The organism is Janthinobacterium sp. Ant5-2-1 (genome assembly GCF_001445815.1).
GTDB classification, from domain to species: domain Bacteria; phylum Pseudomonadota; class Gammaproteobacteria; order Burkholderiales; family Burkholderiaceae_D; genus Janthinobacterium; species Janthinobacterium lividum_E.
In genome coordinates this window covers 60,277-83,686 of the sequence record NZ_LNCE01000010.1, presented here as the reverse complement: position 1 = coordinate 83,686, position 23,410 = coordinate 60,277, and the positions used below count along the sequence as shown (strand labels likewise).

The window sequence follows — 23,410 nt, the reverse complement described above, 5'->3', positions numbered from 1 at the left end:
TACGCACACACCAATGTCAGGTAGGTCGGATTAGCGCCTTGCGCGTAATCCGACATCACCGCAACGCCAGGTAAGCCGCAGGAGCGCTGCGCGCGTAATCCGACACCACAACGCCCTGCGCCAGCTTGAACACGGCCAGCGCCGTACCCAGCTGCACGGCTTGCTCCTGCAGCGATTCGGCGGCCGCCGACGCTTCTTCCACCAGCGCGGAATTTTGCTGCGTCATCTGATCCATGCTGCCGATGGCCACGCCGATGTCGCCGATGCCGGCGCTTTGCGCCTGGCTCGCGGCGCTGATCTCGGCCATGATGTCGGCCACCTTTTTCACGGAATCGACGATCTGCCCCATGGTCAGCCCCGCCTCGTCGACCAGCTTCGAACCCACGTTGACCTTGGCGACCGAATCGCCGATCAGCTGCTTGATCTCGCGCGCCGCTGCCGCGCTGCGCTGCGCGAGGCTGCGCACTTCGGAGGCCACCACGGCAAAGCCGCGTCCCTGCTCGCCGGCGCGCGCCGCTTCCACGGCCGCGTTCAAGGCCAGGATGTTCGTCTGGAAGGCGATGCCGTCGATGACGCCGATGATGTCGACGATGCGTTTCGAGGAATCATTGATCTCGCCCATGGTGGTGACCACCTGGCTGACCACTTGCCCGCCCTTCACGGCCACAGACGATGCCGACATCACCAGTTCGTGCGCCTGGCCCGCGTTGGCGGCGTTGTCGCGCACGGTGGAGGTCAGGCTGTCCATGCTGCGCGCCGTCTGATCCAGGCTGCCCGCCTGCGATTCCGTACGCGCGGCCAGGTCCGCATTGCCCTGGGCGATTTCAGCGCTGGCCACCTGGATGGTTTCAGCCGACGCCTTGATACCGGACACCATACCGGCCAGCCGGCCACGCATCTCCTTTAACGCCGCCAGCAAGCTGGCCTGATCGCCCGGCTCGGTGGCGATTTCCATCGAGAGGTCGCCATCGGCCACGGCCCGCGCGATCTGGCGCGCGTATTCGGGTTCGCCGCCCAGCTGCTGCCAGATGGCGCGCACGACGAAATGCGACACGGCCACCAGGCAGACGATGACGGCCAGCGCCACGGCGATGCTGGTATTGAGCGCATTGCGCACATTGGCCGCGCTGCGTTCGATGCCCTGCTTGAACTGCAATTGCGCCTGTTCGTTGGTCTTGGCCAGGTCCGTGTTGAGCACGGCCAGCGCGCCCTGCATGCGCGCCACGGTCGCTTGCGGGTCGCCCTCTTCCATTTCCAGCATGATGCGCGCCGCGCTCAGGGCCGGCGCGTAATAGGCATCGAATTCCCTGGCCAGGCGCTGGCCCTGCTCGCGCTGGCCGGGAATCGCCGCAAAGGCGGCCAATTTTTCGCGCAGCTTGACGGCCTGGCCGCCGACCTGGCCGATGCGCTCCTTGTCGCCTTCGCTGACGGCGTCGCGCAAGGCGTCGCCCACGGCAGCCACGTCCAGGGTCAGCGACTTGGCCATGTCGAGCACGGGATAGTCAGCGCTTTCCGTGGCGTGGATGGAATTGAGCGTGGCCGTGGACAGATAGGCGCTGACGGCCAGGCCCAGTCCGAAAATCACGGCCGAGACGACAGGCAGCGCCCATATCTTGCGTTTGATGCTCATTGCTGTCTCCTGATGTATGTGTACCGGGCCGCCGCATGTCGCGCGGCCCGGGCCGGCTTTATGGCGCCGTCAGCACCACTTTGACGCTGGCGTCGACGGCACTCTTTTCGATATAGCCGATGGCTTTCGGATCGGCGGCCACGGCCTTCTTCACGTCGGCGCTATTGGCCACTTCCTTCGGCAAAGTGGCCTTGCCCGTGAAGACCAGCTTGGACCACAGGGCCTTCGCTTGCGACGGTTCCTTGTCCGTCACCTTCTTGTAGAATTCGGCGCGCACGGGAGCGCTTTCCGGCTGGTCGACCGGCGTCATGGCCGTCGACTTACCGAGGAAAAATTGCGCCACCTGTTCATTCGTCATGGCGCCGGCGGCGCTCTTAGCATTGACCACCACGACCACTTCGGCCATGGTGGGAACAGCGGTCGACAGCGCCAGCAAGGCAACCGCAAAAATGTAAGGTTTCATGCGGCGCTCCTTAGAAAACAAAATCGATGGCGGCGGCAGCCACCGTGACGGGGCCATGGAATCCTGGCTTGGCTTGCACGAACAGGCCCGGGCCATTCTTCGGCTTGATGCGGTCGATCTGCACCTTCAGCGCGGCCGAGCGGTGGAAATCCCAGCGCACGCCGATGCTGTCCGTCGATTGCTCGAGCTGGTTGCGCGTATAAGCCAGGGTGTCGACGCCGGCCGACAGCGCGCGCAGGGTCGGCGTGCAGGCGGCCGGATAGCCCGCCGGGCAGGATGCGGGCACGGTGTTGTTCACGCGGCCGTCGGCCTTCAGGCTGGCGTGGCTGTAGTAGGGCAAAAAGGCGCCGATGCGGTAGCCGCCCATCACGTACCACGAGGTACTGTCGCTGACATAGCTGTCCGTCTTGCGCTTCGCATATTCGGACTGCAGCAGCACGTTGTTCCAGTCCAGGCCCAGGCCAACGGACGTGAAGGACGCCTTCTTGTCCTTGACTTCCAGCGCATCGGCCAGGGCGCCCAGCTGAACCATCCTGTAGCCGCTGCCGGCCGCGCGCAAGCTGCCCATCAGGGTATTCAGGCTCGGCGAATCGTTGATCGTCAGCTTGGTCTCGGCACGGCCAAAGCGCACGGTGACGGGGCCATGCTCGGCCACCACGTTGAGGGCGACGATGGACTTGCCTTCCACCTGCACCGTCGAAGCGGGGCCCGTGGCCAGGGTGGCCTTGGTGCGGCCCAGCGCCAGCTGCGTGGTGATGCTGGTGTCGCCCGCGCTGAACTGGTAGGTGCCGTCAATGCCGTCAATGCTGTTCAGCGGTACCTGCGAATACATTTCGCCGGGCGGACGCAGCATGGTGTTGGCATAGCCGACGTTGCGGTAATCGGAAATCATGAAGACGGGCAGGCCCATGCGGCCGACGCGCACGCTGAAGCTGTCCGATACCTTGGCCTTGGCGAAGGCCCACGCCAGTTCGGCGCCGAAATCATCCTCGCCATCCTTGCGCGCCAAGCCCTGCACGGTGGCCGACAGCCATGGATTGACGGTCACATTGGCTTGCAGTCCCAGGTTGGAATCGACGCCCGTGCGGGCAGTGCGGCCGGCGCCGGCAGCCTGGTTCGGGCGCGCGAACTGCGCATTGTCGGTATCGGCCATGGTCAGGGCGGCCGTGCCGTAGCCGCTGACTTTGACCGCGGGGCCGGTGGCCTCTTCGGCATAGGCATGGCTGATGGCCAGGGGCATGGCCAGCAGGAAAATCAGGACGTGTTTATTCATAGTAATTAAATACCCGTAGCGGTGAACGTGGAGTGGGCTCGAGGTCGATGGCTCACCGGCCGTAAAAGGCCGGGTCCGTTTTTTTCGCGCCGCCATCGCCTTGGGCGTGATGGCGGCGTAACCAGTGAGTAAAACCATGCTACAGAGAAAAGGTTTTACGTTGGAAAGTTTTCTTGAGGCAATGAACGAATTCACCTCTTTTCACGGAAAAAGCACGCGTTCTAGAGGGGTTTATCTAAATAGCACGCGGTGCAAAACCACACTTACGCTATATTTTTCATACACTTATGGATAATTCAAGACAAGCCGAATAAAAAACGCCGCCCGCGCGAAGATCGCGGGCGGCGCCGTTCACACCAGTGCTGCAGTCGATGCTTATTCGCGCTTCGAGACCAGGGTCAGGATGTCGTAGCTGGCCACCAGTTCCTCGTTCTGGTTCGTCACCTGCACGTCCCACGCGACCACGCCCTGGCCCACGCCAAAGACGTCCTTGCGGTTGCGGTCGACCTTGCGCTTGCACGTCAGGCGGGCGCGGATGGTGTCGCCAATCGCCACCGGCGCGACGAAGCGCAGGTTGTCCAAGCCATAGTTGGCCAGCACGGGGCCAACGCCGGGCGAGACGAACAGGCCGGCGGCGGCCGACAGCACGAAGTAGCCGTGGGCGATGCGCTTGCCGAACTGCGACTCTTTCGCTGCGATTTCGTCGAAGTGCATGTAGAAGAAGTCGCCCGAGATGCCGCCAAAAGCGACGATGTCCGCTTCGCTGACGGTGCGGCGGTGCGTGAGCAGCGAGTCGCCCGTCTTCAAATCCTCGAAGTGCTTGCGGAACGGATGGATCGGGCTTTCGTTGACGTCCGCGCCGCGCACATATTCACCCGTGATGGCCGCCAGCATGGTTGGCGAGCCTTGCACGGCCGCCCGTTGCAGGTAGTGGCGCACGGCGCGCACGCCGCCCAGCTCTTCGCCGCCGCCCGCGCGGCCAGGGCCGCCGTGCTTCAGTTGCGGCAGGGGCGAGCCATGGCCCGTCGAATCGACGGACGCGACGCGCTCGAGCACGTGCACGCGGCCATGCGTGGCCGCCACTTGCGGCACCACGCGCGCGGCGATCTTCGGATCGCGCGTCACCAGGGTGCTCACCAGGCTGCCCTTGCCGCGTGCGGCCAGGGCCAGCGCTTCGTCGATATCGTGGTAGCCCATCATGGTGCTGACAGGGCCGAACGCTTCGACGTCATGCACGGCGTCGTTGCCGAAGGCGTCGCGGCACATCAGCAAGGTCGGCGAGAAGAAGCTGCCGTCCTGCGCGCCATCACCGAGCGGATTGAAACCGTCGGCCGCGCCGAACACCACTTCATTCCCCTGCGACAGGGTGGCGACGCGCTCGGCCACGTCGTTCTGCTGCTCTTTCGACGCCAGCGCCCCCATGCGCACGCCTTCGATGGACGGATCGCCCACCACCACCTTGGCCAGCCGCTCGCGCAAGCGCGTGCCGACGGCGTCCATCAGGTGCTCGGGCACGATGATGCGGCGAATCGCCGTGCACTTCTGGCCCGACTTGCCCGTCATCTCGCGCACGACTTCCTTGACGAACAGGTCGAATTCCACGTCGTCGGGCGTGACGTCCGGCGCCAGGATGGCACAGTTGAGCGAATCGGCTTCGCCGTTGAAGGGCACGGACTGGCCGATCAGGTTGGGATTCGTGCGCAGCTTGGCGGCCGTCGCGGCCGATCCCGTAAACGTGACGAAATCCTGGCCGTTCAGGCGGTCCAGCAAGTCGCCCGTGGAGCCGATCACCAGCTGCAAACTGCCGGCCGGCAGCAAGCCCGATTCATGCATCATGCGCACGACGGCCTGCGTCAGATAGCTAGTCGCCGTGGCCGGCTTGGCGATACAGGGCATGGCCGCCAGAAAGCTGGGCGCGAATTTTTCCAGCAAACCCCAGATGGGGAAGTTGAAGGCGTTGATATGCACGGCCAGGCCGCCGCGCGGCACCAGGATGTGCGTGCCGGCGAAACCGCCTTTTTTACCAAGCGCGATGGCCGGCCCTTCGTGCAGCACGTTCGACGATGGCAGCTCGTTGCTGCCCATGCTGGCGTAGGCGAACAGGGTGCCCGTGCCGCCTTCGATATCGACCCAGCTGTCGGCGCGCGTGGCGCCCGACAGGTGCGAGATCGCGTACAGCTCTTCCTTGCGTTCGACCAGGTACAGGGCCAGCGCCTTCAGGCGCGCGGCGCGCTGCTGGAAATCGAGCGCCATCAGGCCCGGCACGCCCGTCTTGCGCGCATACGTGACGGCTTCGTCGAAGTCGATCTTTTCCGCATGCGTGTGATAGATGACGCGGTTGTTCAAGGCGCTGTGCAGAGGCACGGCGGCGCTTTCGCCCAGCCAGCGGCCGGCGATCAGGCTTTGCAGGGTGGATATTTGAGCCATTTTTTTCTCCATAAATGATGTTGGCGGTGGCGTCGGATTACGCGGGGCTTGGCCCCGCTAATCCGACCTACGCCCATATTGCTTACTGCGCCGCTGCGTTCTTGTGCAGGTGCAGCGGCAAGGCGGATTCGAAATTCAATCGCTGGCGGTTCGCCTCGACTTGCGTCAGGGCTTCCACTTCGCGCATCGTCTGCATCGAGCGCACGGCCAGTTCGTGGTACTGGCCCGTGCCCGAGCTTTTCCATTTGATTTCATCGTCGGTCAGCGCGCGGATGATCTTGGCGGGCGTGCCGACGACCATGCTGCGCGGTGCAACGATCATGCCCGCCTTCACAAAACTCATGGCCGCGACGATCGATTCCTCGCCGATGACGGCGTTATCCATCACCACGGCGTTCATGCCGACGAGCGCATTGCGGCCGATGCGGCAGCCGTGCAGCACGGCCCCGTGGCCGATATGGCCGTCGACTTCGACCACCGTGTCGCAGCCAGGGAAACCGTGCATGACGCAGGTGTCCTGCAGGTTCGCCCCCTCTTCCAGGATCAATCGGCCGAAGTCGCCGCGGATCGAGGCCAGCGGACCGATATAGCAGCGCGGACCGACGATCACGTCGCCGATCAGCACGGCCGACGGGTGCACATAGGCGCTGGGGTGGACGACGGGGGTGACGCCGTTGATTTCGTAGACTTTGACCATGTTGCTCTCCAAAACATTATTGCCAGCCGTAGCGGCTGATGTCGGATTACGCGCAAGCGCTAATCCGACCTACGTCTTCACATACCCAAGTACGCGCTCTGTACCTGCTCGTTATGCAGCAATTCGGGACCAGGCCCGGACAAGGTGATGGCGCCCGTCTCGATCACGTAGCCCACGTCGGCAATCGACAGGGCGGCGTGCGCGTTCTGCTCGACGAGGAAGATGGTGATGCCCTGGTCGCGCAGTTCGGCCACGATGCGGAAGATCTCCGCGATCAGGAGCGGCGCCAGGCCCATGCTCGGCTCGTCGAGCAGCAACAGTTGCGGGCGGCCCATCAGCGCGCGCGCCATGGCCAGCATCTGCTGCTGTCCGCCAGATAGCGTCCCGGCCAGCAGCAAACGCTTTTCCTTCAAAATCGGGAACAGGCCGTACATGCGCTCCATGTCGCCCGCCACGTCCTGCGGCGGACGGGTAAACGCGCCCAGGCGCAGATTGTCTTCCACCGTCATGGGGCCGAATACTTGCCGCCCTTCCGGCACCTGGCAAATGCCCGCGCGCACGCGCTTGTCCGCGCTCATGCGGCTGACGTCCTGGCCGGCGAAAACGATGCTGCCGGCGCTGATCGGCTGCACGCCGGAAATCGCCCGCAGCAGGGTGGTCTTGCCGGCGCCATTCGCGCCTACCAGCGCCACCAGCTGGCCCTGGCGCACCTGCAGGTCGATGCCGTGCAGGGCCTGGATGCGGCCATAATGGCTGGTCAATCCCTGGATGTCGAGCACCAGCGGTGTCTGAGGTTTTTCCATCTTCATCATGCCGCCACTCCCAGATACGCCGCCACCACGTCGGGATTCGCGCGCACTTCGGCGGCGGTCCCTTCGGCCAGCTTCTTGCCATAGTCGAGCACCAGGATATGGTCCGACAGATTCATCACCAGCTTCATGTCATGCTCGACCAGCACCACCGTCACGCCCGATTGCGCCACCTTGCGGATCAGGGTTTCGATCTCGCCCGTCTCCGTGTGGTTCAAGCCGGCCGCCGGTTCATCGAGCAGCAGCACTTTCGGCTTGGCCGCCAGCGCGCGGGCGATTTCCAGGCGTTTCAAGGCACCATACGACATCTGCCCCGCCTCGTCATCGATATGCCGGCCCACGCCGACAAACTCCATCAGGCCCGCCGCCTCGTCGCGGCAGGCCGCATCCGCGCGGCGCACGGACGGCAAGCGCAGCATGGAGGCGAACAGGTTCTGGTTCAGGCGCAGATGCGCGCCCACCATCACGTTATCGATGGCAGTCATGTTCATGCACACTTGCAGATTCTGGAAGGTACGGCTCATGCCGCGCCGCGCCAACGCATCGGGCGACATGGCGGCCACGTTCTCGCCATTAAGCAGGATCTCGCCCTTGGTCGGCGTGTAGACACCGGTGATCAGGTTGAACAGGGTCGTCTTGCCGGCGCCGTTCGGCCCGATCACGGAGTGGATATTGCCTTCCTTGACGGTAAAGCTCACATCCTGCACCGCGTGCACGCCGCCGAAGCTCTTGCTCAGGTTATTAATCGTCAGCATCTCAGACCTCCTGTGCAGATTTGGGCGGTGCTTTCGGCGTAGCAGAACGCTTGCGCGAACGGCTGGCCAGGCTCGGCACCAGGCCTTTCGGCATGAAGATCATGGTGGCCATCAGGATCACGCCAAACACCACCGTTTCCCATCCTTCAAAGCTGGACAGCAGTTGCGGCAAGATCGTCAATAGCGCCGCACCGATGATGGAGCCGAAGATCGACGCCATGCCGCCCACCACCACCATCGTCACCAGCTCGATCGAGTGGAAGAAACCGGCCAGGTTGGGCGTGATGAAACCGATGTAATGGGCGCTGATGCTGCCCGCGATGCTGGCAACGACGGCCGACAGCACGAACACCCGCACCTTGAAGCGGGTCGTATCGACGCCGACCACGCGGGCCGCCACTTCCGAACCGTGAATCGCCTGCAGCGCGCGGCCGACGGGCGAATCGATCAGGTTCAGGGCCAGCCACGTGACCAGCAACAGCAGTACGGCGCACACCAGATACCACGATTTTTCACCGGCGATGTCCAGGCCGGCGACACTGAAGGCGGAGACGCCGATGCCGTCCGGGCCGCCCGTCCACTGCGTCTCGTTGTTGATGACAATCGAGATGATGATGCCCAGGCCCAGGGTCGCCATGGCCAAGGTATGGCCTTTGAGCTTCAAGACCGGGCGCGCCAGCAGCAACGCCAGCAGCCCCGTGGCGACAGCGCCGGCGGCCAGGGCGGCCAGCGGCGGCCAGCCATAGTGCGTGGTCAGCACGGCCGACGCATACGCGCCCAGGCCATAGAAACCCGCGTGACCGAGGCTGATCTGGCCCGTGTAGCCCATCAACAGATTCAGACCGATGACGACGATGGCGTTCAGGGCAATGCGGATCGCCACGTCATAGTAGAACGCATTCGTGAGGAACAGGGGCAGGATGGCCAGCACCAGGGCCAGTAATACCAGGCCGCCGTGACGCGAGCGTGTGAAAAAATTAGTCATACACGCTCCGAATTTTTAGCGCCGAACAAGCCTTGCGGCAGGAAGAACAGGATCAGCAGGATCAGCACGAAGGGCACCGCGTCCTTGTAGGCCGAGGAGATGTAACCGGCCGTCATGGCTTCGGCGATGCCAAGGATCAGGCCACCGGCAATCGCGCCCGCGCCGCCACCGAGACCACCGAGGACGGCGGCGACAAAGCCTTTCAGGCCCAGCATGATGCCCGCGTCGTAGGACGTGTAAGTGATCGGTGCGACCAGAATGCCGCCGGCCGCGCCCAGCAGGGCCGACAGGCCGAACGAGAACAACAGCACCTTGCGCGTATTGATGCCCACCAGCTGCGCGGCCAGCTTGTTGTGCGACGTGGCCAGCATGGCCTTGCCCATCAGGGTGCGGCCGAAGAACCAGCCCAGCACCAGCACGATGACGACCGTCACGCCCAGCACCCACAGGCTTTGCGGCAGCAGGCTGGCGCCGAGGAATTCGATCGGCGCATCGCCGGAAAACGCCGGCAACGAATGTGTATCCTTGCCCAGCCAGATTTGCACGAGGCCGCGCAGCACGAGCGAGGCGCCGATGGTGATGATCAGGAGGGTGATGACCTGCGCATTTTGCGCCGGCTCGATCACGGTTTTTTCCATCAACAGGCCAACGAGGCCGGTGGCGATGACGGCCAGAATGATGGCCAGCGGCAGCGGCACGCCGGCGGCCGACATCACGGCGGCCAGCATCCCGCCCAGCATGATGAATTCGCCTTGGGCGAAGTTGATCACGCCGCTGGTGTTGTAGATGATGGTAAAGCCCAGCGCAGCCAGCGCATAGGCGGAACCGACCGTCATCCCGGAATACAGAAATTGTAGAAATTGTGCGACTTCCATGGTGTCTCCAATATGTTCGGCTACGCGCGGGCCGCCTCGAGGGCGGCCTCGCGCAGGTACTTCTGGCTTACCGTATTTCGAACATCATTTCGACAATTGCCATTCGCCGTTCTTCACTTCCACCATGCGGAACGCCGACAGGTCCAGGCCCATGTGGTCTTTGGCCGACATGTTGAACACGCCCGTCGTGCCGACAAAGCCCTTGGTCGACTCCAGCGCCGCGCGCACTTTTTCGCGGTCCGTGCCGCCGGCGCGCTTGATGGCGTCGACGGACAGGTTCAGGGCGTCGAGCGCATAGCCGCCAAAGGTCGACGGATCGATCTTGTAGCGATCCTTGTACGTCTTGTCGTAGCCGACGACGACAGCCTTCTGTGCGTCGCTGTCTGGCAGCATGGCGCCGATCAAGAGGGCCGGCGTTGGCAGGCGCACGCCTTCGGCGGCTTTGCCCGACAGTTTCAGATACTCGTCCGACGCCACGCCATGCGATTGGTACAGCGGCAGCGCGGCCATGCCCAGTTGGCCATAGTTCTTGGTCACGACGGCCGGGCCCTGGCCCAGGCCAAAGACGAAGACGGCTTGCACACCCTTGGTGTTCTTGATGCGGGTCAGTTGCGCCGTGATGTCCGTATCTTTCGGGCCGTAGGTTTCATCGGCCACCAGGGTAATGCCGTATTTCGAGGCGACGATTTGCGATTCCTTGCGGCCCGAGGCGCCAAAGCCGCTCGTTTCCGACAGCAGGCCCACCTTGCTGATGCCGCGCTTCTTCATGTCCTCGAACACCTTCTCGGCCGCCATGCGGTCCGTATGCGGCGTCTTGAAGACCCATTTCTTGACCGGGTCGATGATCACCACGGCGCCCGCCAGCGAAATGAAGGGCATGCTGGCGCGGTCCACCAGCGGCGCCATCGCCATCGTCGCGCCCGTGGTCGTGCCGCCGATCAGCACGTCGACCTTGTCGGACTCGATCAAACGCTTGGTAAAACCGTTGGCCTTGGCCGCATCGCTGCCATCGTCGTAATGCACGAGTTCCAGCTTGCGTCCCAGGACGCCACCGGCTGCGTTGATCTTCTCGATATACAGCTGCAGGGTTTTCAGTTCAGGGTCGCCCAGGAAGGCGGCCGGTCCCGTGACGGACAGCACGGAGCCGATCTTGATGTTGTCGGCCGCATACGCACCCGCTGCGGACATGGCCAGCACGCCGGCGATCAGGGTTTTCTTGAAGATATTGGCAATCATTGTGGTCTCCACCAGGTTGGCACTACGGTCAATTATGGTCGGCGCTTTTCTTACAAGCCTGCGCCTTTTGTTTTCATTTTTATACGCGTTCAATTACTACAGCAATACCCTGCCCCACGCCGATGCACATGGTGCACAGCGCATAGCGCCCGCCCGTGCGTTCCAGCTGGTTCAGAGCCGCCATCACCAGGCGCGCACCCGATGCGCCCAACGGGTGGCCGATGGCAATGGCGCCGCCATTCGGGTTCACGTGGGCCGCGTCGTCGGCCAGGCCCAGGTCGCGCGTGACGGCCAGGGCCTGCGCCGCAAACGCTTCATTGAGTTCGATCACGTCCATCTGCTCGATGGTGAGGCCCGTTTGCACCAGCACCTTGCGCGACGCGGGCGAAGGGCCAAAGCCCATGATGCGCGGCGCCAGGCCGGCCGTGGCCATGCCCAGCACTTTTGCGCGCGGCGTCAGCTTGTATTTGTCCACGGCGGCGGCGGACGCCAGCAGGATGGCGCAAGCGCCATCGTTCAAGCCCGATGCATTGCCAGCCGTGACGGTGCCATCCGGCTTGACCACGCCCTTGAGCTTTGCCAGCATCTCGATCGACGTATCCGGGCGCGGATGTTCGTCGCTGGTGACCATCTTCGGGTCGCCCTTTTTTTGCGGCACGGCGACGGGCACGATTTCACGCTCGAACACGCCGGCCGCATGGGCGGCGGCCCAGCGCTGCTGGCTGCGCAAGGCCAGCGCATCCTGGTCGGCGCGGCTAATGCCAAATTCCACGGCCACGTTTTCCGCCGTTTCCGGCATGGTGTCGATGCCGTACTGCGCCTTCATCTTGCCGTTCACGAAGCGCCAGCCCAGGGTCGTGTCTTCGATCTTCGCCGCGCGCGAAAATGCGCTGTCGGCCTTGCCCATCACGAAAGGCGCGCGCGTCATGCTTTCCACGCCGCCGGCGATGATCAGTTCCGCCTCGCCCGCCTTGATGGAGCGGGCAGCCATGCCGACGGCATCCAGGCTGGAGCCGCACAGGCGGTTGATGGTATTGGCCGGTACGGCCGCCGGCAAGCCGGCCAGCAGCGCGGCCATGCGGCCCACGTTGCGGTTGTCTTCGCCCGCCTGGTTGGCGCAGCCGTAGAACACGTCGTCGATGGCGGACCAGTCGACGGACGGGTTGCGGGCGATCAGCGCGGCGATCGGCAGCGCACCCAGGTCGTCCGCGCGCACGCTGGACAGCGCGCCGCCATAGCGGCCAAACGGAGTACGTACGGCGTCACAGATAAAGGCTTCGTTCATGTTTGCTTCCTTGTTCGGGCTATCAGGAGAAAATCTTCGGGCGCTGGTCGACCACGCGGCGGGCCTTGCCCGTCAAGGTGCGCTCGATGCCGGCAGCGGCCACCAGGCGCACGCGCGTGCTCACGCCCACGTGGGTCTTGATGCGGTGTTCCAGCTCGCGCGCCAGCGCGTCCGTTTCGCTGGCCGAGATGGTGGCCGTCAGGTCGATACGCAGCTCGGCGATCACTTCCAGCTTGTCGAGGTGGCCGTCGCGCGTGACCACCAGTTGGTATTGCGGCGCCAGACGCGGCATCTTGAGGATCAGCTCTTCGATCTGCGTGGGGAAGACGTTCACGCCGCGGATGATCAGCATGTCGTCGGAACGGCCCGTGATCTTGCCGATGCGGCGCATCGAGCGCGACGTCGGCGGCAGTAAGCGCGTCAGGTCGCGCGTGCGGTAGCGGATGATGGGCAGCGCCTCTTTCGACAGCGAGGTAAACACCAGTTCGCCCTCTTCGCCGTCCGGCAGCACTTCGCCCGTTTCCGGGTCGATGATCTCGGGGTAGAAATGGTCTTCCCAGATGACGGGACCGTCCTTGCTTTCGATGCATTCGGACGCGACGCCAGGGCCCATCACTTCGGACAGGCCGTAGATATCGACGGCGTCGATGCCGGCGCGCGCCTCGATTTCCGAACGCATGGCGTCCGTCCACGGTTCGGCGCCGAAGATGCCCACCTTCAGCGACGATTCGGCCGGATCGAGACCCTGGCGCGTGAATTCCTCGATGATGTTAAGCATGTACGATGGCGTGACCATGATGATCGATGGCTTGAAATCCTGGATCAATTGCACCTGCTTTTCCGTCTGCCCGCCCGACATCGGGATGACCGTGCAGCCCAGGCGCTCGGCGCCGTAGTGCGCGCCCAGGCCGCCCGTGAACAGGCCGTAGCCGTAGGAGATGTGCACCATGTCGCCCGCGCGGCCGCCACCGGCGCGGATCGAACGCGCCACCACGTTGGCCCAGGTATCGATGTCGTTCTGCGTGTAGCCGACCACCGTGGCCTTGCCAGTCGTGCCGCTCGACGCGTGGATGCGCACCACTTGCTCGCGCGGCACGGCGAACAGGCCGAACGGGTAATTGTCGCGCAAGACCTTTTTATCGGTGAACGGGAATTTGGCCAGGTCGGCCAGCGATTTCAGGTCGTCCGGATGCACGCCTGCTTCGTCAAAAGCGGCGCGGTAATGGGGCACGTTGTCATACGCGTGCTTGAGCGTCCATTTCATGCGTTCGAGTTGCAGCGCCTGCAGTTCATCCTTGCTGGCGCGCTCGATCGGCTCGAGGTCATTCGGTGCTGGGGTTCTCTGGACCATCTCTGTCTCCTGAATCGTTACTATCACTGTGTAATTTGTACCGGCAGTTCAAGCCTGCTCTTGTCACTTCAATTGCTGATGACTTCACCCGCCACGCGGATCGACTTGCCGCGGAAGAGCGCAATGGCGCGCCCTTCCTGGTTGCTGACCTTGACGTCATAGACGCCGCTCTTGCCGGCCAGCGCCTGCTCGACGGCATGCGCCGTCAGCACGTCGCCTTCGCGGCCCGGCGCCAGGTAGTCGATGGTGCAGCCGGCGCCCACGGTGTTCATGTTGTAGCTGTTGCAGGCAAAGGCGAAAGCGCTGTCGGCCAGGGCGAAGATAAAACCGCCGTGGCAAGTCTGGTGGCCGTTGAGCATATCGGCGCGCACCGTCATCGTCATGCGCGCATGGCCAGGACCCACGTCGGACAGGGCAATGCCCATGGCGGCGGTGGCGTTATCGCGCGACAGCATGGAAGCGGCGGCCGCTTCGGCCAGGGCTTGCGCGGTCATGTTGTGGTCCTTATTTGACATATCATTCGGCATGAAACGGTACTCCATTGGCGAGTTTGCGGCGCAGCAGCGGCGAGACCCGGTAGCGGTCTTCGCCATAGCCCAGCGCCAGGTGCTGCAATACGGTGACGATGTGCTGGACGCCGACGGCATCGGCCCAGGCCAGCGGTCCGCGCGGATAGTTGACGCCCTTCTGCATGGCGATATCGACGGCGGCCGCCGTGCACACGCCCTGGTTGACGGCGTCGGCCGCCTCGTTGGCCAGCATGGCGACCGTGCGCATGACGGCCAGGCCAGGCACGTCGTCCAGGCGCGTGACGATGAAACCGGCCGCCTGGAACAGGCCAACGACGGCCGCGTAGGCGGCGTCGCTGCACTGGTCGGCACGGGCCACGGCGATGCGCTTGGCACCGGCGTAATCGAGCGCCAGGTCGAACAGCACCGTGTCCGGATGCTGGTTGTCGTGCGCACGCTGGGTGGCGCTGCGCCCATCGGTGAGGTAAATCGCGGCGCCGTGGCAATGCAGGGCGGGCGCCTCGTCATGCGCCTGGCCTTCCTGCGTCACGCGGCGGCTGACGGTGATGCCCGCCTGCTCCAGGCGCTGCACCAGACTGTGGATGATGCCGCTGTGGCCACGGCCATCGCCGCCGATGGCGGCCGACAGGGCGACGAATTCCGGTTTCGCTTGCGCGCCTTCCGCCTGCGCCACAGGCGCGCTGGCGCCTTCGCCGTACGGGTAAAAGCCACGGCCCGATTTGCGGCCGAGGAAACCGGCGTTGACCATTTCCTGCTGCAGCACGGAAGGCGTGAAGCGCGGGTCGTTGAAATAGGCGCCGAACACGGATTGGGTGACGGAGAAATTCACGTCGTGGCCGATCAGGTCCATCAATTCGAAGGGCCCCATGCGGAAACCGCCCGCTTCGCGCAACACGGCATCGATGGTGGCGGCGTCGCCCGCCTGCTCGTTCAACAAGCGCCAGCCTTCCGCGTAAAACGGACGGGCGACTCTGTTGACGATGAAACCCGGTGTCGATTTCGCATGCACGGGGTTCTTGCCCCAGGCGATGGACGTGTCATAGACGGTGGCGGCGACCTGCTCGCTGGTGGCCAGGCCACTGATCACTTCCACCAGCGCCATCAGGGGCACGGGATTAAAGAAATGCATGCCGACCAGGCGTTCCGGGCGGCGCAGCTTGGCGGCAATCGCCGTGACGGAAATCGACGACGTATTCGTCGCCAGGATGCAGTCGTCGCTGACCAAGGCTTCCAGTTCGGCGAACAGGCCGCGCTTGACGTCGAGGTTTTCCACGATGGCTTCCACCACCAGGGCGCAATCGCTCACATCGGCCAGGCTGCCGGCCGCCTGCAGGCGCGCCGTGGCGGCCGTGGCTTCGTCCGCCGTCATGCGCCCCTTCTCGGCCAGCTTCGCGTACATCTTGCCGATGTCGAGCAAGGCCTTGCTGACGGCTTCCGCGCGCGTATCGTACAGTTTGACGCGATAGCCGGCGGCCGCCGCCACCTGCGCGATGCCGGCGCCCATGGCGCCGCTGCCGATGACGGCGACGATACTGTTGTTGTCCAGAGCTGCCATATCAATGTCCCTTGAATTGCGGTGCGCGCTTTTCCATGAAGGCGGCCACGCCTTCGCGGTAATCGTCGCTGTTACCGAGATCGCTCATCATGCGCGCTTCCAGCGCCAGCTGCTGCGGCAGGGTATTGGCGCCGCTGGCGGCCAGCGCCTGCTTGGTGTAGGCCAGGCCCTTGGTCGGCGCCGTGGAAAAGTGCACGGCCAGCTTGCGCGTTTCCTGCGCCAGTTCTGCATCCTCGACACATTTCCAGATCAGGCCCCAGTCTTCCGCTTTTTCCGCCGTCAGTTTTTCACCGAGCATGGCCAGTCCCATGGCGCGCGCCGAACCGATCAAGCGCGGCAGGAAGAAGGTGCCGCCCGTGTCCGGGATCAGGCCCAGCTTGCAGAACACTTCGACAAAGCTGGCCGACTTGCCGGCGATGACAATGTCGCAGGCCAGCGCCAGGTTGGCGCCCGCGCCGGCGGCCACGCCGTTGACGGCGCAGATGACAGGCATCGGCAATGCCCTCAAGGCCAGCACCAGCGGCGCATAGTTCTTTTCCACCGATTCGCCCAGGTCCACGCCCTTCGAGCCGGGTTCCACGGCGCGATCGGACAAATCCTGGCCCGCGCAAAAACCGCGGCCCGCGCCCGTCAGCACGAAGACGCGCACGGTGCTGTCGGCGTTCACCTTGGCGATCGCATCACGCACTTCCTCGTGCATGGCTTGCGTAAAGCTATTGAGCTTGTCGGGACGGTTCAGGGTCAGGGTGGCGATACCCTGTTCGATGGTGAAAAGGATGTTTTGGTAGGTCATGGCGTGTCTCGGTTTTTAGTTTTCAACCCAAGGACAAGTGCCGGGGTCGGACCTTAAGGTCCGACCCCAGTCTTCGCTTGGGGTCTGATGTTATTCAGCCTGGTCGAAGTCGACCACCACCTTGTCGGTCAGCGGAAAACTCTGGCAACTGAGGACGAAACCGCGCGCCACTTCGTAGTCTTCCAGCGCGTAGTTGACGTCCATTTCGACCTTGCCGTCGAGGATCTTGCAGCGGCAGGTCGAGCATACGCCGCCCTTGCACGAGTAGCGCATGTCCAGCCCGGCGCGCAGGCCCGCGTCGAGGAGGGATTCCTTGTCCTTGTCCATCGTGAAGGTGGTGTGGTTGCCGTCCATGATGACGGTCACTTCCGTTTCCTGCACGGCGTCGGCGGCCAACTGGGCGCGCGGCTTGTGGGCGTTTTTCGGGATGCTGGCGGCGAACAGTTCGATCTTGATATTCTGCTTGGGCATGCCGGCCGCCTGCAGGGCGGCGGACACGCCCAGCATCATGTCTTCCGGGCCGCAGATGAAGGCGTTGTCGTAGTCTTCGACCTTGATCCAGTGCTGCAGGAACTGTTCGCATTTTTCCTGCGTGATGCGGCCGTTGAACAATTCGATATCCTGCTGCTCGCGGCTCATCACGTAGACGAGGTTCAGACGCTCCAGGTACACATCCTTCAAGTCCGTCAATTCTTCCTTGAAGATGACGGATGACGAGGCGCGGTTACCGTAGAACAGGGTAAAGCGGCTCAGGGGTTCCGTCAGCAGGGTCGTCTTGATGATGGAGAGGATGGGCGTGATGCCGCTGCCGGCCGCGAACGCCAGGTAGTGCTTGCGGTTGACGCAGTCGAGCGGCACGTTGAAGTGGCCCATGGGCGGCATCACCTCGATGGTGGCGCCGGCCTTCAGGGTGTCGTTCGCCCAAGTCGAAAAGGCGCCGCCGGGCGTGCGCTTGATGGCCACGCGCAAGGTGCCGTCCTGCACCGCCGAACAGATGGAATACGAGCGGCGCACGTCTTCCGCATTGATGTTGGCGCGCAGGGTCAGGTACTGGCCTTGCTGGAAGCGGAACTGCTGCTGCAACTCAAATGGCACGTCGAACGTGACGGCGATGGTGTCGCGCGTTTCGTTGCGCACGTTCGCTACGCACAGCGGATAAAATTTACTCATGCTTCATCTCCAGTTTCTTCGGAACGTGTGCCTGTTTTTTTAGTGGCACTTGAAGTAGTCAAACGGTTCGCGGCAAGCCATGCATTTGTACAGGGCCTTGCACGGCGTGGAGCCGAACTGGCTGGTCAGCTGCGTGTGCGTCGAGCCGCAGTTCGGGCAGATCACATCCAGTTTCGGCATCGCCTGGCGCTTGACGCCACCACGCAAACCACTGATATCGATCACCTGCTGCTGCGGCGGGGCGATGCCATAGCCTTTCAGCTTGGCCTTGCCCGCTTCGCTCATCCAGTCCGTCGTCCAGGCGGGCGCCAGCTGGTTCACCAGCGTGACCTTGGCCACGCCGTGGCTGCGCAAGGCATCCGTGACGGCGTCGGCGATCACCTGCATGGCCGGGCAGCCCGAATACGTGGGCGTGATCGTCACGATGCACTCTTCGCCACTGACCACATCGACGGCGCGCACGATGCCCAGGTCCACCACCGAAATGACGGGGATTTCCGGGTCCGGCACGTCGCCCAGCCAGGCCCAGACCTGGGCGGCGTCCAGCGCTGCCGTGGCCGCGTTCATTACCACTCCGCCCCGGGGTAGGCGCGCTGCAGAAACTGCATCTCGGCCAAAATAAAACCCAGGTGCTCCGTGTGCGTGCCCTGCTTGCCGCCCTTTTGCATCCAGGCGTCGGGCGCCGGCATGGTCAAGGTGGCTTCGGCGAAGATCTCGGCCACGTGTTCGAGGAAAGCCCGGCGCAGCACGTCCGATGGCGGCGCGATGCCGGCGGCAACCATGGCCTGGTCGACGGCGTCGTACTTGAACATCTCGCCCGTGTACATCCACAGCTTGTCGGCCGCGGCCTGCGTTTTCGCGTGGCTGTCGGCCGTGCCGTCGCCGAGGCGCACGATCAGGTCGCCGCTGCGGCGCAAGTGATAGGTCACTTCCTTGATCGACTTTTGCGCCACCTCGACGATGCGTGCATCCGTCGATTTGGTCAGTTCCAGCAGCTGGAAGTAGTGCCAGCTGTCGAAGAAGAACTGGCGCATCATGGTGTCGGCGTAATTGCCGTTCGGCTGTTCGACCAGCAGGCAGTTCTTGAAGTCGTGGGCGTCGCGTAAAAAGGCGATGTCGTCCTCGTCGCGGCCCGCGTTTTCCAGCTCGGCCGCATAGCTGAACCACAAGCGCGTCTGGCCCAGCAAGTCCAGCGCCACGTTGGTCAGCGCCATGTCTTCTTCCAGCGCCGGCCCCTTGCCGCACAGCTGCGACAGCTGCTGGCTGAGAATCAGGGCATTGTCGCCCAGGCGCAAGAGGTAATTGACCTTGTCATCCATTGCAGGCGCTCCCATCACAGGTTCTTGACTTCTTCCGGCATCGGGAAGAAGGTGGGATGGCGGTACACCTTGCTGTTCGACGGTTCGAACAGGGCGCCCTTGTCGCCGGGGCTGCTGGCGACGATATCGGCCGCGCGCACCACCCAGATGCTCACGCCTTCATTGCGGCGCGTGTAGACGTCGCGCGCGTGGTTGACCGCCATGGTGGCGTCGGAGGCGTGCAGGCTGCCCACATGCTTGTGCGCCAGGCCGTGCTGGCTGCGGATGAAAACTTCCCACAATGGCCATTCTTTGCTCATGTTGCTATCCCCTATCTGTCTTGTGTATTTACGCTGCCGCTTTGTTAGCAGCTTGCTTGTCTGCATACGCGACCAAGGCATCGCGGAACCATGCGCCGTCTTCATACGCTTTGACGCGCGTTTGCAGGCGTTCGCGGTTGCACGGGCCATTGCCCTTCAGGACATTGTTGAACTCGGACCAGTCGATCTCGCCGAATTCATAGTGGCCCGTTTCCGCATTGAACTTCAGGTCGGGATCGGGTACGGTCAGGCCCAGGTATTCGATCTGCGGCACGGTCTGGTCGACCATGCGCTGGCGCAATTCATCGTTCGAGAACAGCTTGATGCGCCATTGCGCCGATTGGGCGCTGTTGACGGAGGCGGCGTCGGACGGGCCGAACATCATCAAGGAAGGCCACCACCAGCGGTTCAAGGCATCTTGCGCCATGGCTTTTTGCGCGGGCGTGCCCTTGCACAGCGACATCATGATGTCGTAGCCCTGGCGCGCATGGAACGACTCTTCCTTGCACACGCGAATCATGGCGCGCGCATACGGCCCATACGAGCAGCGGCACAGGGGAATCTGGTTGATGATGGCGGAACCGTCGACGAGCCAGCCGATGGCGCCCATGTCGGCCCACGACAGGGTGGGATAGTTGAAGATGCTGGAATACTTGGCTTTGCCCGAGTGCAAGGCAGCCAGCAAGTCGTCGCGCGACACGCCCAGGGTTTCTGCGGCGCTATACAGGTACAGGCCGTGGCCTGCTTCGTCCTGGATCTTCGCCAGCAGGATGGATTTGCGTTTCAGGGTCGGTGCGCGCGTGACCCAGTTACCTTCGGGCAATTGGCCGACGATTTCCGAGTGCGCGTGCTGCGAAATCTGGCGAATCAGGGTCTTGCGGTAGGCATCCGGCATCCAGTCCTTGGCCTCGATCTTGATGCCTTCGTCGATGCGCGCCTGGAAAGCGCGCTCTTCCTGGCCCATATCGTCGAGGGAACGGACGTTCTTGAGGCCGGTTTCAACCATTTGTGCGTACATGATGTGTCTCCCATGTCTTGATGTTGCGCAGCAGCGCAGCGCGATGAAGCAATAATACGATACAAAAAACGATTTGCATACACTTGATATGAATCATTTTAAAAAATCGTATCTTGTGCCGCTTTTTTGTGCGTATGATATTGCTTATGAGAAAACACCATGAGGCGCCACCAGCGCTTCCGGCAAATTATTGCCGCGCTACCCGCGCAGCCAAGTAAACTGCTGCTTTTATTGATTCGACCGCAACACGGCCAGACCGGAACCACATGAAGAACACCCGTTGCACGGCATGGATAGCCGATTTCCTGGAAAGCGACCCACCGCGCTCGAAGTCCCTGGTGATGACCATCTTTGGCGACGCTATCGTGCCGCGCGGCGGCGCCATCTGGCTGGGCAGCCTGATCGAACTGCTGGCGCCATTCGGCGTCAATGACCGGCTATTGCGCACCAGCGTGTTCCGCCTGGCGCAGGAAGGCTGGCTCAGCTCGCAGCGCGATGGCCGCCGCAGCGCCTATACGATACGCCCGGAGGCGCTGGCCCGCTTCGAACGCGCCTACCGCCGCATCTATGCGCCGCTGGTTGTGCATTGGGATGGCAGCTGGACCCTGGTGATCGGGCCGGCCGGCAGCATCGGCGCGGCCGAGCGGGGGGCGCTGCGCAAGGAATTATTATGGGCCGGCTATGGCTTGATCTCTCCCGGCATCTTTGGCCACCCGGCCAGCAATGCGGAAGCGCTGGAAGATATCCTCGTGCGCAACGAGGTGCAGGGCAAGCTGTACGTCTGCCACACCACGGAATTGCCGGGCGTGAGCACGCGCCCCCTGCGCGACATGGTGGGCGACTGCTGGGACTTGTCGGAAGTGATGGCCGGCTACGAAAAATTCATCGCCAGCTTCCAGCCCCTGCTGACCCTGCTGCAGGAAGAACCCGTGTTCGACGCGGAGCAGGCATTCGTCATTCGCTCGCTGCTGACGCACGCCTACCGCCGCGTGCAATTGCACGACCCGCAACTGCCCGTCGAACTGCTGCCCGAACCGTGGCCCGGCACGCAAGCCTATGCGCTGGCGCGTGACCTGTATCGCATCACGTATGCTGCGGCCGAGGAACATATCCTGGCGACATTGCGGCGCGAGGATGCGCAGGCGCCGGATGTCGAGCCGTGGTTCTACGAACGTTTCGGCGGCCTGAACACCTGACAAAACGTCCATGGCGGCGTTGCAGGGCCTGGGCGTACGTTCGTACTGCCTGCGACCCTGCGCCTTGCCCTGAACATTTTTCAGGCGTTCAGGAATAAGTCACTGCCTGCTCACTGCTTTACCACCACCTGTTTCGCGCCCGCCAATAAATCCTGCCCCAGCTTTTCCAGCGCGTTGGCCTGCACCAGCATGGTGTCGAGGATGGCGACGTTGAAGGTGAATTCGGCCGGCGTGGTATAGCCGGGGAAACGCAGGATGCGCAGCAATTCCTGCAAGGTCGTGCCCTTGCCCAGGTGCGCCAGGGCGTCGCTGAGGGCGCTGACTTTCTTTTCCAGCTCGCGTATGTGGTTGCCGTTATCGTCCATGATGCTCTCCCGTGTTGGAACTTCCACGTTAGCAAAGCACGTCCGTCGTCGTTTGCGCCAGCACAAAGGCGCGGCTAAAACGGGTATCATCGCGCCATTGCACACGATGCAAAACCCATACGTTTTTATCAGGAACACACATGACCATTAAAATCAGCCAGCAATTCGACGCCGGCGCGATCGAGGTGCTGCGCGCCGACGATGCCCAATCCATCGAGCTGAACATCCGCAAGGATTCCCACGCCGACATCACGCAGTGGTTTTACTTCCGCCTGCAAGGTGCGCAAGGCGAAGCGTGCACGATCCGCTTCATGAACGCAGGCAAGTCGGCCTACCCGGACGGCTGGAAAGATTACCAGGCCGTCGCCAGCTACGACCGCGAAACCTGGTTCCGCGTGCCGACCAGCTTTGACGGCACGGTGATGACCATCGAACATACGCCGGAAGAAGAAAGCGTGTACTACGCCTACTTCGAGCCGTATCCATGGGACCGCCACCTGGCCCTGATCGACAGCGCGCAAGCGTCCCCGCTGGTGCGCCTGATCGACCTGGGCAGCACCGTGGAAGGCCGCGACATGAATCTGCTGGTGGTCGGCGACGCCGATGCGGAGAAAAAAGTCTGGGTCATCGCGCGCCAGCATCCGGGCGAAACGATGGCTGAATGGTTTGTCGAAGGCATGCTGGAAGCCTTGCTGGACCAGGCCAATCCGTTTGCCCGCCAGTGCCTGCAGGACGCCGTCTTCTACGTGGTGCCGAACATGAACCCGGACGGTTCCGTGCATGGCAACCTGCGTACCAACGCGGCCGGCGCCAACCTTAACCGCGAATGGATGACGCCGACGATGGAGCGCAGCCCGGAAGTGTTCCTGGTGAAACAGAAAATGCATGAAATCGGCTGCGACCTGTTCCTCGACGTGCATGGCGACGAAGGCTTGCCTTACGTCTTCGTGGCCGGAAGCGACGCGCTGGAAAATTTCACGCCAGCACAAAAAGCCGAGCAAGACCGCTTCATCGCCGACTTCAAGGTGGCCAGCCCCGACTTCCAGGATGAGCATGGCTACGAAGACGGCCCGTTCACGCCGGAAGTGCTGACCATGGGCTCGCCCCACATCACCCACGCCTTCGGTTGCCTGTCGCTGACCCTGGAACTGCCGTTCAAGGACAATGCCAACGATCCCGACCCGCAAACGGGCTGGAGCGGCGCACGCAGCGCCGCCCTGGGCGCGGCCGTGCTGCAACCTATCCTGTCGACCTTGCGCGCCTGATCCCGCGAGATACTGGCCCGCCACACATACTGTGACGGGTCAGGCCAGGCCGGCGGCGCCCCTGCCGCCGGCTATTTTCCTGCCACTTTCTTGCGCAGCGCAACATCGTAAATC

23 protein-coding genes are annotated in these 23,410 nt (G+C 63.3%); 2 read left to right on the top strand and 21 right to left on the bottom strand.

The window, feature by feature from the left end; genetic code table 11:
- Positions 1–55 precede the first annotated feature (55 nt).
- The 20 genes from ASN89_RS03120 to paaA form a co-directional block, all read right to left on the bottom strand.
- On the bottom strand, positions 56–1,630 hold the full coding sequence (locus ASN89_RS03120) for a methyl-accepting chemotaxis protein (protein WP_058048232.1): 1,575 nt from the start codon (positions 1,628–1,630) through the stop codon (positions 56–58).
- A 58-nt stretch (positions 1,631–1,688) separates the two neighbouring features.
- Positions 1,689–2,093: a hypothetical protein gene (locus ASN89_RS03115; protein ID WP_058048231.1), complete on the bottom strand. Its 405-nt coding sequence runs from the start codon at positions 2,091–2,093 to the stop codon at positions 1,689–1,691.
- Positions 2,094–2,103: 10 nt separating this feature from the next.
- Positions 2,104–3,366, bottom strand: coding sequence for a hypothetical protein (locus ASN89_RS03110; protein WP_058048230.1), 1,263 nt, complete (start codon positions 3,364–3,366; stop codon positions 2,104–2,106).
- 375 nt (positions 3,367–3,741) lie between these two features.
- Complete coding sequence (gene paaZ / locus ASN89_RS03105; RefSeq protein WP_046684301.1) at positions 3,742–5,793, bottom strand: phenylacetic acid degradation bifunctional protein PaaZ; 2,052 nt, start codon at positions 5,791–5,793, stop codon at positions 3,742–3,744.
- 82 nt (positions 5,794–5,875) lie between these two features.
- Complete coding sequence (gene paaY, locus ASN89_RS03100; protein ID WP_046684302.1) at positions 5,876–6,490, bottom strand: phenylacetic acid degradation protein PaaY; 615 nt, start codon at positions 6,488–6,490, stop codon at positions 5,876–5,878.
- A gap of 77 nt (positions 6,491–6,567) precedes the next feature.
- Positions 6,568–7,299, bottom strand: a complete 732-nt coding sequence (locus ASN89_RS03095) for an ABC transporter ATP-binding protein (protein ID WP_082127740.1) — start codon at positions 7,297–7,299, stop codon at positions 6,568–6,570.
- Positions 7,299–8,054, bottom strand: coding sequence for an ABC transporter ATP-binding protein (locus ASN89_RS03090; protein ID WP_046684303.1), 756 nt, complete (start codon positions 8,052–8,054; stop codon positions 7,299–7,301). The genes ASN89_RS03095 and ASN89_RS03090 overlap by 1 nt, the downstream gene beginning before the upstream one ends.
- 1 nt (position 8,055) lies before the next feature.
- The gene (locus tag ASN89_RS03085) at positions 8,056–9,039 is read right to left on the bottom strand and encodes a branched-chain amino acid ABC transporter permease (protein ID WP_058048229.1); all 984 of its coding nucleotides are present in this window, start codon (positions 9,037–9,039) and stop codon (positions 8,056–8,058) included.
- A complete protein-coding gene (locus ASN89_RS03080) occupies positions 9,036–9,914 on the bottom strand; it encodes a branched-chain amino acid ABC transporter permease (protein WP_046684305.1) in 879 nt (292 codons plus the stop codon). Before ASN89_RS03080 ends, ASN89_RS03085 begins: the two co-directional genes overlap by 4 nt.
- An 84-nt stretch (positions 9,915–9,998) precedes the next feature.
- A complete protein-coding gene (locus ASN89_RS03075) occupies positions 9,999–11,150 on the bottom strand; it encodes an ABC transporter substrate-binding protein (RefSeq protein ID WP_046684306.1) in 1,152 nt (383 codons plus the stop codon).
- 79 nt (positions 11,151–11,229) lie between these two features.
- On the bottom strand, positions 11,230–12,435 hold the full coding sequence (gene pcaF, locus ASN89_RS03070) for a 3-oxoadipyl-CoA thiolase (RefSeq protein ID WP_058048228.1): 1,206 nt from the start codon (positions 12,433–12,435) through the stop codon (positions 11,230–11,232).
- A 22-nt stretch (positions 12,436–12,457) separates the two neighbouring features.
- Positions 12,458–13,786: a phenylacetate--CoA ligase PaaK gene (gene paaK / locus ASN89_RS03065; protein ID WP_046684308.1), complete on the bottom strand. Its 1,329-nt coding sequence runs from the start codon at positions 13,784–13,786 to the stop codon at positions 12,458–12,460.
- A gap of 68 nt (positions 13,787–13,854) precedes the next feature.
- Positions 13,855–14,280, bottom strand: coding sequence for a hydroxyphenylacetyl-CoA thioesterase PaaI (gene paaI / locus ASN89_RS03060; RefSeq protein WP_414842500.1), 426 nt, complete (start codon positions 14,278–14,280; stop codon positions 13,855–13,857).
- Positions 14,281–14,302: 22 nt separating this feature from the next.
- Entirely contained in the window at positions 14,303–15,871 is a 1,569-nt protein-coding gene (gene paaH, locus ASN89_RS03055; RefSeq protein WP_058048226.1) for a 3-hydroxyacyl-CoA dehydrogenase PaaH, read from the bottom strand.
- Between the two features lies 1 nt (position 15,872).
- Positions 15,873–16,664, bottom strand: a complete 792-nt coding sequence (gene paaG / locus ASN89_RS03050) for a 2-(1,2-epoxy-1,2-dihydrophenyl)acetyl-CoA isomerase PaaG (RefSeq protein WP_058048225.1) — start codon at positions 16,662–16,664, stop codon at positions 15,873–15,875.
- Positions 16,665–16,754: 90 nt separating this feature from the next.
- Complete coding sequence (gene paaE / locus ASN89_RS03045) at positions 16,755–17,834, bottom strand: 1,2-phenylacetyl-CoA epoxidase subunit PaaE (protein WP_058048224.1); 1,080 nt, start codon at positions 17,832–17,834, stop codon at positions 16,755–16,757.
- Positions 17,835–17,873: 39 nt separating this feature from the next.
- Positions 17,874–18,401: a 1,2-phenylacetyl-CoA epoxidase subunit PaaD gene (paaD, locus tag ASN89_RS03040; protein ID WP_058048223.1), complete on the bottom strand. Its 528-nt coding sequence runs from the start codon at positions 18,399–18,401 to the stop codon at positions 17,874–17,876.
- A complete protein-coding gene (gene paaC / locus ASN89_RS03035) occupies positions 18,401–19,153 on the bottom strand; it encodes a 1,2-phenylacetyl-CoA epoxidase subunit PaaC (RefSeq protein WP_058048222.1) in 753 nt (250 codons plus the stop codon). The genes paaD and paaC overlap by 1 nt, the downstream gene beginning before the upstream one ends.
- A gap of 14 nt (positions 19,154–19,167) precedes the next feature.
- The gene (gene paaB, locus ASN89_RS03030) at positions 19,168–19,452 is read right to left on the bottom strand and encodes a 1,2-phenylacetyl-CoA epoxidase subunit PaaB (RefSeq protein ID WP_034746356.1); all 285 of its coding nucleotides are present in this window, start codon (positions 19,450–19,452) and stop codon (positions 19,168–19,170) included.
- Positions 19,453–19,480: 28 nt separating this feature from the next.
- Positions 19,481–20,470: a 1,2-phenylacetyl-CoA epoxidase subunit PaaA gene (gene paaA, locus ASN89_RS03025; RefSeq protein WP_058048221.1), complete on the bottom strand. Its 990-nt coding sequence runs from the start codon at positions 20,468–20,470 to the stop codon at positions 19,481–19,483.
- 266 nt (positions 20,471–20,736) lie between these two features.
- Between paaA and paaX the strand changes: the two genes are divergently transcribed.
- The gene (gene paaX, locus ASN89_RS03020) at positions 20,737–21,666 is read left to right on the top strand and encodes a phenylacetic acid degradation operon negative regulatory protein PaaX (RefSeq protein ID WP_058048220.1); all 930 of its coding nucleotides are present in this window, start codon (positions 20,737–20,739) and stop codon (positions 21,664–21,666) included.
- 110 nt (positions 21,667–21,776) lie between these two features.
- Here paaX and ASN89_RS03015 read toward each other — a convergent pair whose 3' ends face one another.
- The gene (locus ASN89_RS03015; RefSeq protein WP_046684316.1) at positions 21,777–22,031 is read right to left on the bottom strand and encodes a hypothetical protein; all 255 of its coding nucleotides are present in this window, start codon (positions 22,029–22,031) and stop codon (positions 21,777–21,779) included.
- Between the two features lie 140 nt (positions 22,032–22,171).
- Here ASN89_RS03015 and ASN89_RS03010 point away from each other — a divergent pair, with 140 nt between their 5' ends.
- Complete coding sequence (locus tag ASN89_RS03010; protein ID WP_034746346.1) at positions 22,172–23,296, top strand: M14-type cytosolic carboxypeptidase; 1,125 nt, start codon at positions 22,172–22,174, stop codon at positions 23,294–23,296.
- The last annotated feature ends 114 nt before the right edge of the window (positions 23,297–23,410 follow it).

What these genes read in the sequence shown, in the direction of transcription:
- ASN89_RS03080 (WP_046684305.1), bottom strand. Translation starts at nt 9,914, where the DNA reads ATGGAAGTCGCACAATTTCTACAATTTCTGTATTCCGGGATGACGGTC.
- ASN89_RS03015 (WP_046684316.1), bottom strand. Translation starts at nt 22,031, where the DNA reads ATGGACGATAACGGCAACCACATACGCGAGCTGGAAAAGAAAGTCAGC.
- ASN89_RS03010 (WP_034746346.1), top strand. Translation starts at nt 22,172, where the DNA reads ATGACCATTAAAATCAGCCAGCAATTCGACGCCGGCGCGATCGAGGTG.
- ASN89_RS03090 (WP_046684303.1), bottom strand. Translation starts at nt 8,054, where the DNA reads ATGCTGACGATTAATAACCTGAGCAAGAGCTTCGGCGGCGTGCACGCG.
- ASN89_RS03085 (WP_058048229.1), bottom strand. Translation starts at nt 9,039, where the DNA reads ATGACTAATTTTTTCACACGCTCGCGTCACGGCGGCCTGGTATTACTG.
- paaY (WP_046684302.1), bottom strand. Translation starts at nt 6,490, where the DNA reads ATGGTCAAAGTCTACGAAATCAACGGCGTCACCCCCGTCGTCCACCCC.
- ASN89_RS03115 (WP_058048231.1), bottom strand. Translation starts at nt 2,093, where the DNA reads ATGAAACCTTACATTTTTGCGGTTGCCTTGCTGGCGCTGTCGACCGCT.
- paaE (WP_058048224.1), bottom strand. Translation starts at nt 17,834, where the DNA reads ATGAGTAAATTTTATCCGCTGTGCGTAGCGAACGTGCGCAACGAAACG.
- paaG (WP_058048225.1), bottom strand. Translation starts at nt 16,664, where the DNA reads ATGACCTACCAAAACATCCTTTTCACCATCGAACAGGGTATCGCCACC.
- paaC (WP_058048222.1), bottom strand. Translation starts at nt 19,153, where the DNA reads ATGGATGACAAGGTCAATTACCTCTTGCGCCTGGGCGACAATGCCCTG.
- paaH (WP_058048226.1), bottom strand. Translation starts at nt 15,871, where the DNA reads ATGGCAGCTCTGGACAACAACAGTATCGTCGCCGTCATCGGCAGCGGC.
- paaB (WP_034746356.1), bottom strand. Translation starts at nt 19,452, where the DNA reads ATGAGCAAAGAATGGCCATTGTGGGAAGTTTTCATCCGCAGCCAGCAC.
- ASN89_RS03075 (WP_046684306.1), bottom strand. Translation starts at nt 11,150, where the DNA reads ATGATTGCCAATATCTTCAAGAAAACCCTGATCGCCGGCGTGCTGGCC.
- paaI (WP_414842500.1), bottom strand. Translation starts at nt 14,280, where the DNA reads ATGACCGCGCAAGCCCTGGCCGAAGCGGCCGCCGCTTCCATGCTGTCG.
- paaZ (WP_046684301.1), bottom strand. Translation starts at nt 5,793, where the DNA reads ATGGCTCAAATATCCACCCTGCAAAGCCTGATCGCCGGCCGCTGGCTG.
- paaX (WP_058048220.1), top strand. Translation starts at nt 20,737, where the DNA reads ATGAAGAACACCCGTTGCACGGCATGGATAGCCGATTTCCTGGAAAGC.
- paaA (WP_058048221.1), bottom strand. Translation starts at nt 20,470, where the DNA reads ATGTACGCACAAATGGTTGAAACCGGCCTCAAGAACGTCCGTTCCCTC.
- ASN89_RS03110 (WP_058048230.1), bottom strand. Translation starts at nt 3,366, where the DNA reads ATGAATAAACACGTCCTGATTTTCCTGCTGGCCATGCCCCTGGCCATC.
- paaD (WP_058048223.1), bottom strand. Translation starts at nt 18,401, where the DNA reads ATGAACGCGGCCACGGCAGCGCTGGACGCCGCCCAGGTCTGGGCCTGG.
- paaK (WP_046684308.1), bottom strand. Translation starts at nt 13,786, where the DNA reads ATGGTCCAGAGAACCCCAGCACCGAATGACCTCGAGCCGATCGAGCGC.
- ASN89_RS03095 (WP_082127740.1), bottom strand. Translation starts at nt 7,299, where the DNA reads ATGAAGATGGAAAAACCTCAGACACCGCTGGTGCTCGACATCCAGGGA.
- ASN89_RS03120 (WP_058048232.1), bottom strand. Translation starts at nt 1,630, where the DNA reads ATGAGCATCAAACGCAAGATATGGGCGCTGCCTGTCGTCTCGGCCGTG.
- pcaF (WP_058048228.1), bottom strand. Translation starts at nt 12,435, where the DNA reads ATGAACGAAGCCTTTATCTGTGACGCCGTACGTACTCCGTTTGGCCGC.